This window comes from Endozoicomonas sp. SESOKO2 (genome assembly GCF_024606245.1).
Lineage (GTDB): Bacteria > Pseudomonadota > Gammaproteobacteria > Pseudomonadales > Endozoicomonadaceae > Endozoicomonas_A.
In genome coordinates this window covers 1-15,509 of the sequence record NZ_JAHHPQ010000770.1, presented here as the reverse complement: position 1 = coordinate 15,509, position 15,509 = coordinate 1, and the positions used below count along the sequence as shown (strand labels likewise).

Here is a 15,509-nt window from a genome sequence, read left to right as displayed (position 1 = left end):
TTGACGAAGAAGCAGGAATTTTTAGACCAATTTATTGCAACCGCAGTAGGACAGCTTTAAGTCCGACAGGCTGCTAGAACTAATAGCCCTCTTCTATAACGCTTTCATCCTCGTCAGAATCATCATTGTATTCGTCATCATCGTACTCTCTGTCTTCGACCTCATATTCGACCTCGCCTTCTGATTCAAAGTCCTGCTCCGGGTATGAAGTCGTTTCATTCTGATGCAGATCTTCTTCGCCGAAGTCGAACTGCGCAGAATCAGTATTATTCTGTTCTTCAAAAAGATCCATTTCGTTGGCAACAGTAAACCCGAGCCCCAGAATAGCCAAAATGAAAACAGCCCCCTTCAAAAGGTTTTTCATGGACATAGCCTCCCTGCCAATCCGTGTCACTATGAGTTAACGACTTTTATCAGATTTCCTGAACCTCTTGCCAGAGCTTCCTCAGACGTTTGTCGGATACCGGGAAACGGGTTCCCAGTTTCTGGGCAAATAGTGAGACGCGGTACTCTTCCAGCATCCAGCGGTAAAGCATCAGGTTTTCATCCACCATTTTATGCTTCTCATGAATGGCTTTACGTTTTTCCCAAGCCTTAAAAAGGGTAGCCAGCTCCTCTGACCAGGCCCTGTCTTTGTTGACCTGGGCAGGCAGTTTCTCCTGTCTTACCTCAATGCCTTCGAGGAATCTTGGATAGTGCCTGAGCCACTCAATGCCGGCATCACAGAGAAAACCGGGATAGATCAGCTGACCCAGATGCTGTTTGATATCGGACAGTGAAAAAGCCCGGTCAAAGGATAGGTTGCCCTTCAGTTGTTTACTGATGTTGTGAGCTTTCTGAAAAATCTCAAACAGCAAGTTATCCACCTCTTGCGCAAAAGGCACCAGCTGGTCTTTTCGCTCTTCAATCAGAGCGTTGAAAGCTGCTTCATCTCTTGGCCCCTTATTGGCAGATGACAGGGCAGGATCACCAACAAACACCTCTGAAATGAGGAACGCCTGAAGATCCGCCTCCAGTACCCTGGCTTGCATGATGCCTGTGGTCAGCAGCTTCACCTGTTTCAGATGCGTCATTTTCGTCAAGGCAAACTTCAACTGGCTGGACAGTTTGAACTGCAACAGGCGAGTCACACCCATGCGGTGAGTGGCTTCAGCCATGGCCTTGTCCTCAAACAGTTTCACGGCCACTGAACTGTTCTGATCCACCAGAGCCGGATAGGTTTTAAGTACCAGACCACCCACTTTACGGGTTATTTCTTCCGGCAGCTCACCACAAGTCCAGTCTTTCAGGCCTTCCTGCTCCAATGAACTGTCCGTGAGTCTGCGCATACTGTCTTCAGACTCCCGACCAAACTGTTCTTTGAGTCTGGTCAGATCACGGCCCTGTCCCAGCAGCTTGCCGTTCTCATCCATCAGCCGGAAGTTCATCTGCAAATGATCGGGCAGATCATGGCTGTCCCAGTGCTCATCGAGAATACGCACACCGGACATACGATGCAGGTGATGTCCCAGTATATCGGTCAGGGGTTCATCGCAGACAGACATAGACTCCATAGCGCCCCGAATATAATCCGGTACCGGGACAAAGTTTTTGCGCACCGCCTTGGGCAAGGCTCTGACCAGGGCGACACACTTGTCGTAAAGCATACCGGGCACCAGCCATTCCAACCGGTGTTTAGGCAACAATCTCAGAGCCTGTACCGGTAATGTCAGCGTCACCCCATCGTCCGGGGCACCTGGTTCAAAATGATACGACAGTGGTAGCTCCAGTCCGTCCCAGCGGAAACAATCCGGGTATTTGTTCTCAGTTACCTCACCTGCGTCGTGCCTCATCAGATACTCTTTGGTGAGGTACAACCGCTGAGCATCCTGTTTCTCAGCTTCCTTACGCCACTTTTCAAAACCCGCTCCGTTGTGGATATTGGCGGGCAGCTTTTCATCGTAGAACTGATAAAGGGTTTCCGGGTCTACCAGAATATCTCTGCGTCGAGACTTGGCTTCCAGTTCATCCACTTCCTGAATCAACGACAGGTTGTGGGACTGGAACTTGCCCTTTGACTGATAATGCCCCTCTACCAGAGCTTCCCGGATAAAAATCTCACGGGCTACCACGGGGTCAATAGCGCCATAACCGACCCGACGACGACCCACAATAATCAGGCCGTAAAGAGTCACCTGCTCAAACGCCAGCACCTGAGCTCTTTTCTTCTCCCAGTGGGGTTCAAAATAATTTTTTTTGACCAGATGACCCGCCAGCGGCTCAATCCACTGAGGCTCAATTTTGGCATTGGTGCGGGCAAACAGTCTGGAGGTTTCCACCAGCTCAGCCGTCATCAGCCACTTGGGCTTGCGCTTATTCAGTGTTGATGACGGGAAGATATAAAAGCGACGGTTACGCGCACCCAGATAATCCCCGTCATCGTCTTTGCTGCCCAGATGAGAAAGCAAACCCGCCAGCAGGGATTTATGAATATCCGCATAACTCGCTTCGTCATCATTCACTTTCAGACCGACCTCTTTACAGGCCAGCGCTAATTGCCGGTGCAGATCCCGCCACTCACGCATTCTCATAAACGACAGGAACTGCTGTTTGCAATATTTACGCAACTGGTTCTGGGACAGCTGCTGACGCTGCTCTTCATAGGTATTCCAGAGCTGAACCAGACTCATAAAATCCGAGTCGTCGTGATAATGTTCACGGTGTCGCTGATCAGCAGCCTGCTTTTTCTCTGCCGGTCGCTCTCTTGGGTCTTGAATCGCCAGAGCACTGGTGATGACCAGCAATTCGCCAAGAGCACGGTTTTTATCGGCTTCCACCAGCATTCGGGCCATTCGGGGATCAACCGGCAATCTGGAAATCTGCTGACCGATGCGAGTCATACGACGTTTTTCGGTGACGGCACCCAGCTCCTGCAACAGCTTAAAACCATCGTTGATCGCCTTGGTATCCGGCGCATCGACAAAAGGAAAGGCAGCAATATCACCCAACCCCAACCGGAGCATCTGCAAAATAACCGCCGCCAGATTGGTTCTGAGAATTTCGGCATCGGTAAATTCAGGACGTCCCAGAAAGTCTTCTTCAGAATAAAGTCGGTAGCAAATACCTTCTGCTACACGACCACATCGACCTTTTCGCTGATTGGCCGAGGCCCGGGATATCGGCTCAATGGGTAGCCGTTGAACTTTCGAACGGACACTGTAACGGCTAATTCTTGCCGTACCCGGGTCAATAACGTATCGAATCCCCGGTACGGTCAGGGAGGTTTCCGCTACGTTGGTGGACAGGATAACTCTTCGACCACCACCATGAGGCTGAAAAATGCGGTTTTGTTCTGCCGCAGAAAGGCGGGCATAAAGAGGGAGAATCTCGGTATGAGCCAGCCGGGCGTCCTTGAGGAACTTGTTGGTTTCCCGGATTTCCCGCTCACCGCTGAGAAATACCAGCACATCCCCCAGACGTCCGCCATTGCCGGAACGTTCGAGCGCTTCTATATCTCGCAGACAGGACAATATGCCCTGCTGAGCCCTCAGGTCCGCATCCCGACCTTCCAGTTCCAGATCTTCCAGGGGGCGATAATTGACATCGACGGGATAGGTTCGGCCAGACACCTCAATGACAGGCGCATGATCAAAATGCTTTGAGAACCGCTCAACATCGATGGTGGCCGAAGTGATAATCAACTTCAAATCGGGTCTTTTGGGTAACAGAATTTTCAGATAACCCAGCAGGAAATCAATATTCAGGCTGCGCTCATGGGCTTCATCAATAATGAGGGTATCGTAGCGGTTGAGAAAACGATCATTCTGAATCTCTGCCAGCAAAATACCATCGGTCATCAGTTTAATCAGGGTATTCTGATTGCCATGATCAGTGAATCGAACCTGGTAGCCTACCTGTTCACCCACAGGCACTTTCAGCTCCTGCGCTATCCGGCTGGCGACTGAACGCGCTGCCAGTCTTCTCGGCTGAGTGTGGCCTATCTGACCAACAATGCCCCGACCGGCTTCCAGACAGATTTTCGGAATCTGGGTGGTTTTGCCGGAACCTGTTTCACCCGCAATAACAACGACCTGATGTTTTTCAATCGCTTCACGGATCTCATCACGACGGGCTACCACTGGCAGCGCCTCATCGTATTCAATCTCAGGAACAGCCTGTTGCCTTTCCTCAACTCTGGAAGTGGAAAAAGCGATTCTTTCCTGCAGCTTATCCATCGCCGCCTGATCGCTGGTTTTCAGTCTCTGAATCTGCCTGCGAATGGGAAAACGATCCCTGACCATGCATTGGTCCAGAGCGTCATACAGTGCTTTCTTCTGTGAGTGGCCGGACACTCATATCTCCCGGAAAATGCATTTCAATCAAAACGCGCGATTATACTCGCTCTGAGCCTTGATATCCGTTTTTCTTTTCTAGGAGGCTGACCGGCGGGCCAGGTATTTAAAGCTCTCGTTTTCTCAACTCTGCATCACGTAATTCACGACAAAAAATCTTACCGGGATCAGTGGTCGGCAATGCCTCCCGAAATTCAATCTGTTCAGACACTTTGAAGCCGGTCAGATGCTTGCTTTTCAGTTTCCCCGATAGAGAGCCGGTTGAAAAAAACCTTAAATCATTTACTAATTGTTTCATTTTTGCCATAAGATGTTTAGTGACTATACGAGACAAGTCTTGAACCGCCCTACTCCGCCTACCAGATAAAGGGACTTACCCAATACCCAAGGCTAAAGAGCAGAATTTCAACAATAACCAGAGCAGCTCCACGGCATGAAAATTTACACACTGAAAAGCGACGACCATAACATTCCTCTCTATTGTTGGAATCGCCTCCCGGAATGCGTCAACCGCAAAGGCATTGTTCACATCAGCCATGGCATGGCGGAATATGGACAGCGTTACCGTTCTTTTGCCACAGAACTGAATCAGGCAGGCTACATTGTCTTCGCTCATGATCACAGAGGGCACGGTGCCTGTATTGAGCAAAATGGTGAAGGCTATTTCGCCAGGCAGCGTGGCTGGCATAAAGTGGTGGATGATCTGGCAACCGTTGTTGAGTTTATCCAGAAAAAATTGCCCGGCGTCCCGCTGATCCTTATGGGTCACAGTATGGGGAGCTACATTCTTCAGAGCTATCTGATCCAACATACTCCCGGGCTGGCAGGCGCTATTCTCTCCGGCTCAAATTATGCTCCCAGACTGTTACTGGAAGCTGGCCTGCTAATAGCCAAAGTTGAATGCCGCCGACAAGGCAAGAAAGGCATAAGCCCACTGATCAGGCAATTGACCTTCTCCAGCTACAACCGCCAATTCAAGCCAAATCGAACCGAGTTCGACTGGCTCAGCAGAGACCCGGATGCGGTGGATGACTACATCGCCGATGAACTCTGTGGTTTCCACTGCAGCAATCAACTGTGGCACGATCTCTTCAGGGGGTTGCTCCACATCAGAGCCTGCCACCACCTTAAACAGATTGAATCGGAGCTGCCTGTTCTGGTCATGGGCGGTGAAAAAGATCCGGTCAGCGCTCCGGAAGGACAACAGAAACTTACCAAAGCATTACGGAAAGCCGGTTTAAAAAATGTCACACTGAGCCTTTATCCTGAAGGCCGTCACGAAATGTTGCATGAAACGAATTCTCAGCAAGTGACACAACGCCTGTTACAATGGATTGATCAAACAATCAGGAGCAATGAATGCTCTTCAGTGAATGACACCATTCCAATGGTTACAGAGCCCTGATCACAAAAAGTCTCTCAGGGCATTAATGGATTTGTCAGTCGGCAGTATTTACTGCCGCCCTTTTTTGTTATTTTGCCTCTAAGGGCCAATGATAATGCGTAAACTGGAAAACACCCCGTTTGATGAGCTAAAAATCGGGGATAAAGAAACTCTGACCCGAACACTGACCGAACAGGATCTTCTGCTGTTCGCCAAAGTGTCCGGTGATACCAACCCGGTACATCTGGACAAGGATTTTGCCGCCACCACCCAGTTTGAGGGACGGATTGCTCACGGAATGTGGACCTCCTCCCTGATCTCCTGCGCCCTCGCCACCAGACTGCCCGGACCCGGCGGAATTTACCTGTCACAGGAAGTCAGGTTCATGCGTCCTGTCAAAATTGGTGACACAGTAACCGTTGAACTGGAAGTGGTAGACCTTAATGAACGTCGCAAGCGGGCAACCCTCTCCACGAAGGTGGTCAACCAGAACGGTAAAACTGTGGTTAAGGGCAAAGCAGAAGTCATGCCCGCCATTGAAAAAGTGGTGGTGGATGAATACCCGTTACCCGATGTAGAGCTGATTAACTGAGCCTGACCACCTTCAGCGGGTCAGCGTTTCCAGCGCTACCAAATTACTAAGGGCAACAGAGTTTTTCTGACCGCACACAGCTCTGTCTGCCTTGAAACCAGAACAAACTTCAGGACGGTCAGACTGACCAAAGATTTTGCAAAGATTATTGTCATCAAGCTGAACACAACGAACCCCGGCGGGCTTGCCTTCAGGCATACCCGGTATAGCAGAAGAAATTGAAGGTGCTATACAACAGGCACCGCATCCGAGACGACATTCCACTTACCTACCCTCGTAATCCGAAAAACAATCAAAAACCCCCTGTTAATGAATGAAACTGACAGGCGGCGGCATTCTAATGCTTCGATGGCCCGATAGAAACAAGGATATCTCGCAAGGTACAAACACACATCCCGAAAGGTATATTTTTCAGACCTGATAGGTTAGCGTAGCGGCGAATCATTGAAAGAAGTAAAAAGAGTTCATGACATCACTCCATATCTCCAGCCAGTTTGATGGCGGTAACATCAAGGTTATCAACAAGGACAATCCGGAGCATATTCAGCTGGAAATCAACAAAGACGTTAATTCCGGGTTTTATCAGTGGTTTTACTACCGGGTTGGAGGCGCTGAAGGTCAATCCCTGACTATGCATCTGAACAATGCCCCGGAATCATCCTACGCAAAAGGCTGGATCGATTACCGGGCGGTTGCCTCCTATGACCGAGAGCACTGGTTCCGTGTCGATACCGCTTACGACGGTGAAAAACTGACCATTCAGCACACTCCCGAATGTAATACGGTCTATTACGCTTATTTTGCCCCCTACTCCATGGAACGCCACCATGACTTGATTGCCTGGGCTCAGCAATCGGCTATTGTCCAGACGGAAACCCTGGGAGACACCCTGGACGGGCAACCTATGGACCTGTTAAAAATTGGTGCTGGCAAAGGCAAGCGCTCATGCTGGGTCATTGCCCGACAACACCCCGGTGAAACCATGGCGGAATGGTGGATGGAAGGCTTCCTTCAGCGACTGCTGGACCCTGCCTGCCCGGTTGCTCGTGAACTGTTGAAAAAAGCCGTTTTCTACGTCGTACCCAACATGAACCCAGACGGCAGCCGTCGTGGTTACCTGCGCAGTAATGCCTGTGGTGCCAATTTGAACCGGGAGTGGGCTGCCCCCACCCCGGAAAGAAGCCCTGAAGTGCTGCTGGTAAGGAACAAAATGGATGAGACTGGTGTCGACCTGGCTCTGGATGTCCACGGTGACGAAGCCCTGCCCTACAATTTTATTGCAGCGGCTGAAGGCATTCCTTCCTGGACCGATCGACTCAATGCTTTAACCGAAAACTATCTGCAGGCCCTGGTTCAGGCCAGCCCGGATTTCCAGACAGAATTCGGTTATCCAAAAGATGAACCCGGCAAGGCCAACATGACGGTTTGCACCGCAGCCCTGGCTGAACGCTTCGATTGTTTATCAATGACTCTGGAAATGCCTTTCAAGGACACAGTGGACTCACCGGATGAGTACCAGGGCTGGAGCCCTGAAAGAAGTCAGGCACTGGGAGCCGCCAATCTTAATGCTATGTTCGCAGTCATTGACCACTTGCGCTAGGACGCATCAATAAAGGATATGGTCTTCACTCGGAAGGCCGTGTCTTACAAAAAACATTTCCTGCAAGATAGCCCGATTAAAGAAGATTCTGAAGAGTGACTGGCAACTATTCCGAAGCAAGCTACTGTGATTTAGCAACTTAGCGATCAAACCTCTTAACAGGAGTGTGCTTCATGAATTATATAGATCCTCAACTCGTAAAATCAGGTTTAGTTTCACAACGGTTGTTGTTTTTTCTAACCTTCGCGACCCTGTCACTATTGATCAATGCGACACCGGCCAGATCTGAGTTTGCTGATTGTTCTCTCATTGTTAAACCCGACGGGGCATCTGCCGGATATGGTCGCTGTCCTGTCGATAAACGTTGTAACGCTTCAGATGTTGCAAACGATTGTATACCGGAGTTCGGACCTAAACTGAAAAATGGCCGGTTCAGTCCTTCTATTCGCCAATGGGGAAGTTCCAGAATCGGGAGCCTGAACAAGCCTGTCGCTGTGGCAGAAAACCCCAATGCAAGAGGTCAGCTCTTTGTCTTGAACAGTGCCGATGACAGCATAAGCATCTTTTACTGTCCGGGTGTCAAGGCTTCATACGAGCCTGAACATCGTCGCGACCTGGCTTCCTGTCATTTCATGCACCGACCCACAGATATCGCCTTTGGTGGCTCACCCACCTTGGGTGATGTCCCCGAATTTAAAGGGCAGAAAGTTCATAATTTAAGCAAGACCGGAACATTTGCTACCACAGGTGGGAGCTGTAATGATTATACGGCATCTGCCTTTATGGGAGAGTATTTCACCCAGCGAACCTGCTCGGACTTTATGGGACCTTCTCTTTGGGCAAACAACCTTAAAACATTCGCTATTCAAAACAATAATTTTTTTCCAGATAATCTTAAAGAAAAGCCTTATGGTTCCCACATCGACATGGTTCATCAAGAGCCCTTCTCAATGGGCATCACCTGGGAAGGCCGGGAAGCCGGTTTTTGGTCATGGGACGCCGGCCCTGACTCTAAATATGGAAGTATTGTGTACACCAATATTACCCGCACCCATGGATATGGTGGGCATGAGCATAGCTATGCCTATCTCTATCGGTATGAAAATACAACCATGTATAAAAAGACGGGACGTAATCTTGTTCCCGGACACATGGCCAGATTCGACAGATACCTGTTCGTAGCCAATCCTGCAGGAGGCGTGATCAACGTTCTTGATACTGATAGCGGGACGGTAGCAGGTGATGTAAAGCACAGAGATGAATGGCGTGAAAAATACGCCGCTTACTCCAAAATATCAGGCGCCCGCTTTACTGAGCTCAGTGTCGCCGGACTTGAACTAAAAAGTCCCAGCGGTTTGGTCATTTCTGATAGTAAGCTGTTTGTCAGCGATTCTGATACTGGAAAGATCCATGCTATTCGCCTGGACACTTCAGGAAACCATACCTACATTGGCAGTATTCAAACACCCGCAAGCCAGATTGCAGGTCTCGAAGTCGATCAGAAGACCCAACGCATCTGGTTTGTTGATGCTGTGTGGCACACACTGAATGTTGTTGAACCCCTGTGCCAGAGCCGCGATGACTGTGAATCTGAATCACCCTGGGGTCAGGAATGCGCCCCTGACACCGATGAAAATGGCAAGACTGTTTGGCAGGCGCATCTGGATAGCTCTGGCAACCATGAAAATTGGCAAGGTTGCGCCAGATACTACTACTATGTGTGCCCGGGGGGTAATTCACATCAAAACAGCAAGCTTCCCGTTTGCCATGAACAGGGGGGCACATGGAGAGATGCGCTGGTAAGCTGGGTTGATGGCAAGAGCACCTGCAGATGCATGTCCTCTGAATCAAGTCGGATCGTTGCTTCCGTCTGGCTGCCACTGGGTGCTTTATCAGTACTGGCTCTTCATTACCCGCACAGGTAGTCATGCTTCAAGGAAAGACATGGTTTTGACCCAAAAAGCCATGTCTTCCAAAACCTGGTTATGACTTAAATCACCTGACTCAGAAAGGACTGCAGGCGTTCACTGTCTGGATTATCAAAGAAGCTATCAGGAACACTGTCTTCTAACAGTTCACCAGACTCCATGAACAGAACCCGGTCGGCTACTTCGCGGGCAAAGCCCATTTCATGAGTCACCACAACCATGGTCATACCTGAACGAGCCAGTTGTTTCATAACTTCCAGAACCTCACCGACCATTTCCGGGTCCAGTGCAGAAGTCGGCTCATCAAACAACATGATCTTCGGCTGCATAGCTAATGCCCGAGCTATGGCTACACGTTGCTGCTGACCGCCCGATAACTGAGGTGGAAAACTCCCGGCTTTGTCAGACAGGCCGACTTTGGCCAGCAGCTCTACTGCCCGGTCTTCTGCATCGTTTCTGGAGATACCACGAACTTTCATGGGCGCCAGACAGATATTGTCCAGTACACTCAGGTGAGGAAACAGGTTGAAGGACTGGAAGACCATCCCCACTTCTTCCCTCAGTTTATTGACATCTCCGGGAGTGGTCAGGGAGATTCCGTCCACAACGATTTCACCGGCATTGATAGTTTCCAGCTGATTCAGGGTACGCAGAAAAGTTGATTTGCCTGAACCACTGGGCCCAACCACGACCACCACTTCCCCTTCCCTGATGGTCTGACTGACATTCTTCAGGGCGTGAACACCATTTGGGTAGACCTTGTGAATATCTGTCACGGTGATAATAGCGTCAGCTTCTTGCGGCATACTTCACCTCCATCCTTCTGACGACATACGACAGGATACCGGTCAGCACCAGGTAAAGTGCCGCAACCGTGAACCAGACTTCAAAGGGACTGAAGGTACTGCTGACCGTTTCCCGACCGGCTTTGGTCAGATCAGTCAGAGAAATAACCGAAACCAGTGAAGAGTCCTTGATCAAGTTGATAAACTGACCGGCCAACGGTGGCAGAACCCGTTTGAAAGCCTGGGGCAGGATGATATATCGCAAGGTATCACCCCGGCTCATTCCAAGACTGCGTCCGGCTTCCATCTGACCTTTATTGATCGACTCAATACCGGCTCGAATAATCTCTGCAATGTAGGCACCAGTGAAAATCGACAGCGCCGCAACGCCCGCTGTGAAACGATCCAGATGAAGAACCGTGCCAATAAAGAAATAAACAATGAAAATTTGCACCAGCAGCGGGGTGCCACGAATGACCTCGACGTAGAGTATCGAGAGATTTCTCAACGCCGGATTGGGAGAAATTCTCGCCAGTCCTGAAATCACCCCCAGGAGAATGGCAAAGACAATGGAGACCAGCGACAGCTTGATGGTCATCACCAGACCATTGGCTATGGGCCCGGCTTTCCATTCATAACTGACGGCCAGCAGATCGCCTTCAAAGACCAGATCACCGTCATAAACCTGAACGTCGGAAAATCCTTTAATAACAGTCTGCTCTGAGTCATTAAAGTCATTCACCAGGACCAGTTGCCCACTGTCGTTAGTTGCAACCGTACCGTCGAATTCTGCTCTGAGTGGATTTTCTGCCTTGTAGAAGACGTATTGAGGAATGCGCTCCCAGCGCCAGATATAATCAATCGACTGACTTGACTTGTAGATACCCACGCCCATCAGCAGCAATAACACACCGAAGACCAGGTTCCACAGAACCTGGTTCGGCTGTTTTTCCATTTGCAACGGACGGCCGGCTACGGGTTTACTGCTCAGCACTTAGTTCAGAGTCTTCTGCCATTCGGAGCTTTCGAACCACTTGGCATAAATCTTATCGTAGGTGCCATCGGCCTTGATTTGACTCATAAAGTTATTCAACCAGTTTTCGAAGTCAGGATCTCCTTTACGAATACCCCAGGCCAGAGGCTCATGAGTGAAGGCAGTGTCCAGATGAGTCAGCTTGCCTTCATTCTGGCTGGAGTAAATCGCATTGAATGGAAAGTCGTATACGAAAGCATCTGCTTTGCCATTGGCGACTTCCAGAGCACCATCGGCTTCCGTTTCAAACAGACGGATACTGGCTTTACTCAAGTAACGCTTGGTTGCCTGTTCACCGGTAGTACCCAGCTTGGTAGCCACGGTGTACTTCTTGTTATTCAGATCCTTGTAGCTCTTGATTTCACCTTCCAGGCCCTTACGCAGCAGGATGCTTTGACCTACGACAATGTAAGGCTGGGCAAAGTTGATCTGCAGGTTACGTTGTGGCGTCAGGGTCATGCCGGACATAATGATGTCAAACTTGCCGGTCAGCAGGGCAGGAATGATTCCATCCCATGCAGTGTTGACCAGTTCCAGCTCGACGCCCATGGCTTTGGCCATCTGACGGGCAATGTCCACATCAAAACCAACAATATCACCACGTTTGTTGGTCATTTCAAAAGGCATGTAGCCTGCTTCCATACCAACACGCAGGGTTTTGCGCTCAATGATTTCGTTCAGGGTAGACTCTTGCCAAAGCTCTGTATCAGCAGCAAACAGGCTGGTGCTAAAAGCCAGCATAAACGTCAGAAATACCATTATTTTTTTCATTATTTTTCACTCCAGGGTTCCGGTTTGCCCGGAACTCAGTCACTACCAGTTTTTATAATGTGAAATAGGCTGCCAAAGCAGAACAGTATCTCGCTTTTTATCGTTTTATTCGGCCTTCAACAGAAGGTCATTTCATTTGCCTACAAGACTCGGGTATTTTACATATACAAGTCGATTTGAACAGTACTTTAGTGCTATTTAATACTGAACTGAGAAGTTCGCTAAGGTGTGGAGCAACGACCACTTGTTTTTCTACCTTTGACTTCAGGATGGTATAAAGTGCACAAAACGTTGAAGCCATCTGGAGAGTGTCTGCCATGCTGAGTCTGATTCTGTACTTCCTCATCAACGGTCTGGCTGTTTTCATCACCGCCAGAATCCTCAAAGGTGTAGACATTGAAAATTATGGCAGTGCGCTGCTGGTATCGATCCTGCTGACAGTGGTCAATACCTTTGTCAAACCGATTCTGTTTTTCCTGACGCTGCCCATCACCATCCTGACTCTGGGTTTATTTTCTTTGGTACTGAATGCCCTGATGCTGATGATCGTTGATTACTTTATGGACAGTTTCAACATTAAAAACTTTGGCTGGGCGCTGATCATGAGCATTGTTCTTTCTATCGTCAATGCAGCATTGCTCTTTCTCATACCGGGCGTAATGGCGCTGTAAAACAGAAGGAGCAGGTCCCGGGCCTGTTTCTGATTAAGATTATTTCCTGCAGACTAATACATCATTATTCGACATGGTGGATTCAAAGATTCAGAACAGGCACTTATGCCCATCTGACCATATATGTAGAACGGCGCACCTTATGTTTTCTACCTTGCTGTCGAGACATATTTGCAGAGACTCTGATGAAAGGAACCCTGATGAAAAGGATCACTCTGGGACTGGCCAGCTTCTTCGTCCTGCTCATTTTGCCACTGACCCAGACCAACGCACAGGAAGCGGCTTTGAACTTTTATTTTCAGGAAGATCCGGGTACCAGGGGATATGCGGTCACGCTGCCACTGATGCTGAACCCCTCTTCTCGAAATCAACCTATGGAGTTCAATGAATTTCCAGCTTTCAGAGTATCCGTTCAACAGAGTATGCAGAGACTGGATATTCTTTTCTACGACAAACTTTCCGGCAAGTTGCTGACCAAGGTGCGTTACCCGATAGTGAACCGCATGAAGAATACTTTTCAGACACAGGGATTTACCGGGCTTCAATATATACACCATCCTAATGGAGCTGTATTGCAGTTTATTGGAATGGTGAGGTAGGCAACAGTGTCTGATTAACCGTCTGGATCATCCTGAAACTCGTCGTCAAGATTAGAGCTCCCGCTTCTGTTCCGGGCCGGAGAGGCAATCGACTCTTGAGCAGACACTATCGATATGCTCCTGCATGCTCACATTATCACAACCTTGCAGAGTGTGAGAGCATAGCGGGCAGCTGATCTGACAGTGGAAAAACGCCCAGTGATTAATCAGTTCTTGTTGCGACCCCAGTGGCAGATCAACCGTAAAATTCGCATTCCCGAACTGTTGAAGACGGCCTCCCATCAGAATCAACCGAAGCAGGGACCCCTCCCCCTCATCACCCAGACAGGAGCCGCATCGATATGAATCAATATGAGTAGCCAGATGGGTTTGCAGGGCTTGCTGGTTACTGATGGTCTCAAAACAAAAACCACATCTGTATTGCAAATGTTCATTCATATGCGAAGCAGTAGGCCGGATGTCGTCAGACTCATTAAATGGGCATTCAAATAACGGACATCCGGCCCGCTCCCGATGTGAGGCCTCAAAATGAGCGGTGTTGTCTGTCTCTGCTGTCAAAATAGTAAAACAGGATTCGAAACAGAAAGCATAACAGTGTGATGACAGAGTATTCAGGAGTTGTTGCAGAGGAAGTTGTAATACTTCCGTATGATTACAATGATGGCAAAATTCATTGACAACGCCTACGCATCGCTGTTGCAGATGCTGCGCAGTAAGATGTTCCCTGACACCCTGCTGATCGAGTTCCATCGCCTCATAATCAACAGGACACAGATTACAGTGAATTCCGGGCCTTCTTTTCTTGCCACAGCATGGACACTTGGCAGGTGAGGCTCCAAAGCGCTGATAACAGTCTTCACAGAGACCTCTGCGACAACAGGAGTATTGCCAGGAGACCCCGTTTTTCTGACAATGCCAACACAGACAAGGATTCTTTTTATCTTCAGACTTATCCTTGCGCTCATCGCCATTATTCTCATTGTGATCATCCCCCCCAGTCGAAACAGGCATAACTGACTGAGAAGCGTCCTCTTCCATACCGTCATCGTCTTCTTCATGACCCAGTCCGCTATCGGTAGATCTGCTCATTTCACCGATTCGGCTTACAGCGACACCCCACTGCAAAATTCCTGGCAGGATGCTGTAAAGAGAGATCAGACTATTAGCCTCAACCGGTTCAGAAGCCCTGTCAACAAAGCTTGAGTCCCTGGTCTGGACCGCTTTTAGCTTCAGGCTGGAATCAGCAGGCAGATAGGCATTGAGCAAGGGATTCAGAAAAATCAGCAACAGAGTTTCATGACAAAAAGACACACCCGGCTTTTCGTCCATTGCAGCCTGAGCAGGGCCCCACCAAACCAGTGTGGCCAGTGGCAGGAACATCAATATCCTTAAGGCTCTGTACACCATAAGACAGATTAATTATTTTAATGAGACTGTGAATATAGTTGCTGAGTTTCACTCTGCCAATGAGGTACTTTTCAATATGACCAGTACTCTCCGATATGAAATGAGTCTCACCGTGCTGGATCTGTAGGAATCTTGTACTTCAGATCACGCACAGACGTGTGCACTGCCTTGCCCTTCTGAGCCTGTGACAAGCAGAAATCAATCACTTGACTGTACATTACAAAGCTTTCGTTTTCGTTGTTGCCTTCTGTGATCCGCCAGGGCTTTCAAGTTGGGCAGGATCTTCTGGCACTCAGGGCAGGTTTGCTCCGGGGTGTGATATTGACTTCTGTGAACCGACAGGGCTTGAGCGTTTGGCAGGGTCTTCTGGCACTCAGAGCAGGTTTGCTCCGGGGTGTGATCTTTTCT

Annotated in this window: 15 protein-coding genes; 6 read left to right on the top strand and 9 right to left on the bottom strand. The window is 49.2% G+C overall.

The annotated features are described in order from the left end of the window. Positions 1-79 precede the first annotated feature (79 nt). The 3 genes from KDK17_RS18375 to KDK17_RS18365 form a co-directional block, all read right to left on the bottom strand. Complete coding sequence (locus KDK17_RS18375; RefSeq protein WP_257281977.1) at positions 80-364, bottom strand: hypothetical protein; 285 nt, start codon at positions 362-364, stop codon at positions 80-82. Between the two features lie 49 nt (positions 365-413). After that, complete coding sequence (gene hrpA, locus KDK17_RS18370; RefSeq protein WP_257288749.1) at positions 414-4,331, bottom strand: ATP-dependent RNA helicase HrpA; 3,918 nt, start codon at positions 4,329-4,331, stop codon at positions 414-416. Between the two features lie 106 nt (positions 4,332-4,437). Then, positions 4,438-4,629, bottom strand: coding sequence for a hypothetical protein (locus tag KDK17_RS18365; protein ID WP_257288748.1), 192 nt, complete (start codon positions 4,627-4,629; stop codon positions 4,438-4,440). A 135-nt stretch (positions 4,630-4,764) separates the two neighbouring features. Between KDK17_RS18365 and KDK17_RS18360 the strand changes: the two genes are divergently transcribed. Together KDK17_RS18360 and KDK17_RS18355 are read left to right on the top strand one after the other, a co-directional pair. Further along, positions 4,765-5,736, top strand: coding sequence for an alpha/beta hydrolase (locus KDK17_RS18360; protein ID WP_257288747.1), 972 nt, complete (start codon positions 4,765-4,767; stop codon positions 5,734-5,736). 94 nt (positions 5,737-5,830) lie between these two features. After that, on the top strand, positions 5,831-6,307 hold the full coding sequence (locus KDK17_RS18355) for a MaoC family dehydratase (protein ID WP_257275148.1): 477 nt from the start codon (positions 5,831-5,833) through the stop codon (positions 6,305-6,307). A 12-nt stretch (positions 6,308-6,319) separates the two neighbouring features. Here KDK17_RS18355 and KDK17_RS18350 read toward each other — a convergent pair whose 3' ends face one another. Next, positions 6,320-6,571: a YkgJ family cysteine cluster protein gene (locus KDK17_RS18350; RefSeq protein ID WP_257275149.1), complete on the bottom strand. Its 252-nt coding sequence runs from the start codon at positions 6,569-6,571 to the stop codon at positions 6,320-6,322. Between the two features lie 202 nt (positions 6,572-6,773). On the opposite strand from KDK17_RS18350, the gene KDK17_RS18345 reads away from it, so the two are divergent. Next, complete coding sequence (locus KDK17_RS18345) at positions 6,774-7,907, top strand: M14-type cytosolic carboxypeptidase (protein WP_257288746.1); 1,134 nt, start codon at positions 6,774-6,776, stop codon at positions 7,905-7,907. Between the two features lie 173 nt (positions 7,908-8,080). Further along, entirely contained in the window at positions 8,081-9,832 is a 1,752-nt protein-coding gene (locus KDK17_RS18340; RefSeq protein WP_257288745.1) for a YncE family protein, read from the top strand. A 65-nt stretch (positions 9,833-9,897) separates the two neighbouring features. Here the strand turns inward: KDK17_RS18340 and KDK17_RS18335 are convergent, their stop codons facing one another. Genes KDK17_RS18335 through KDK17_RS18325 form a run of 3 tightly spaced genes read right to left on the bottom strand, consistent with a single transcriptional unit; the run spans position 9,898 to position 12,424 of the window. Beyond that, the gene (locus tag KDK17_RS18335) at positions 9,898-10,620 is read right to left on the bottom strand and encodes an amino acid ABC transporter ATP-binding protein (RefSeq protein ID WP_368736459.1); all 723 of its coding nucleotides are present in this window, start codon (positions 10,618-10,620) and stop codon (positions 9,898-9,900) included. Between the two features lie 4 nt (positions 10,621-10,624). Continuing rightward, the gene (locus KDK17_RS18330; RefSeq protein ID WP_257288744.1) at positions 10,625-11,614 is read right to left on the bottom strand and encodes an amino acid ABC transporter permease; all 990 of its coding nucleotides are present in this window, start codon (positions 11,612-11,614) and stop codon (positions 10,625-10,627) included. Further along, positions 11,615-12,424, bottom strand: a complete 810-nt coding sequence (locus KDK17_RS18325; RefSeq protein ID WP_257255423.1) for a transporter substrate-binding domain-containing protein — start codon at positions 12,422-12,424, stop codon at positions 11,615-11,617. 317 nt (positions 12,425-12,741) lie between these two features. Here KDK17_RS18325 and KDK17_RS18320 point away from each other — a divergent pair, with 317 nt between their 5' ends. Then, entirely contained in the window at positions 12,742-13,095 is a 354-nt protein-coding gene (locus tag KDK17_RS18320) for a phage holin family protein (RefSeq protein WP_257255422.1), read from the top strand. Between the two features lie 200 nt (positions 13,096-13,295). After that, on the top strand, positions 13,296-13,694 hold the full coding sequence (locus KDK17_RS18315; RefSeq protein ID WP_257288743.1) for a hypothetical protein: 399 nt from the start codon (positions 13,296-13,298) through the stop codon (positions 13,692-13,694). A 51-nt stretch (positions 13,695-13,745) separates the two neighbouring features. On the opposite strand, the gene KDK17_RS18310 is transcribed toward KDK17_RS18315, so the two are convergent. Both KDK17_RS18310 and KDK17_RS18305 read right to left on the bottom strand, forming a co-directional pair. After that, positions 13,746-15,074: a hypothetical protein gene (locus KDK17_RS18310; RefSeq protein WP_257281986.1), complete on the bottom strand. Its 1,329-nt coding sequence runs from the start codon at positions 15,072-15,074 to the stop codon at positions 13,746-13,748. Positions 15,075-15,299: 225 nt separating this feature from the next. Then, positions 15,300-15,509 (bottom strand): C2H2-type zinc finger protein (locus tag KDK17_RS18305; protein ID WP_257255419.1); only part of this gene is annotated, 210 nt, incomplete at its 5' end.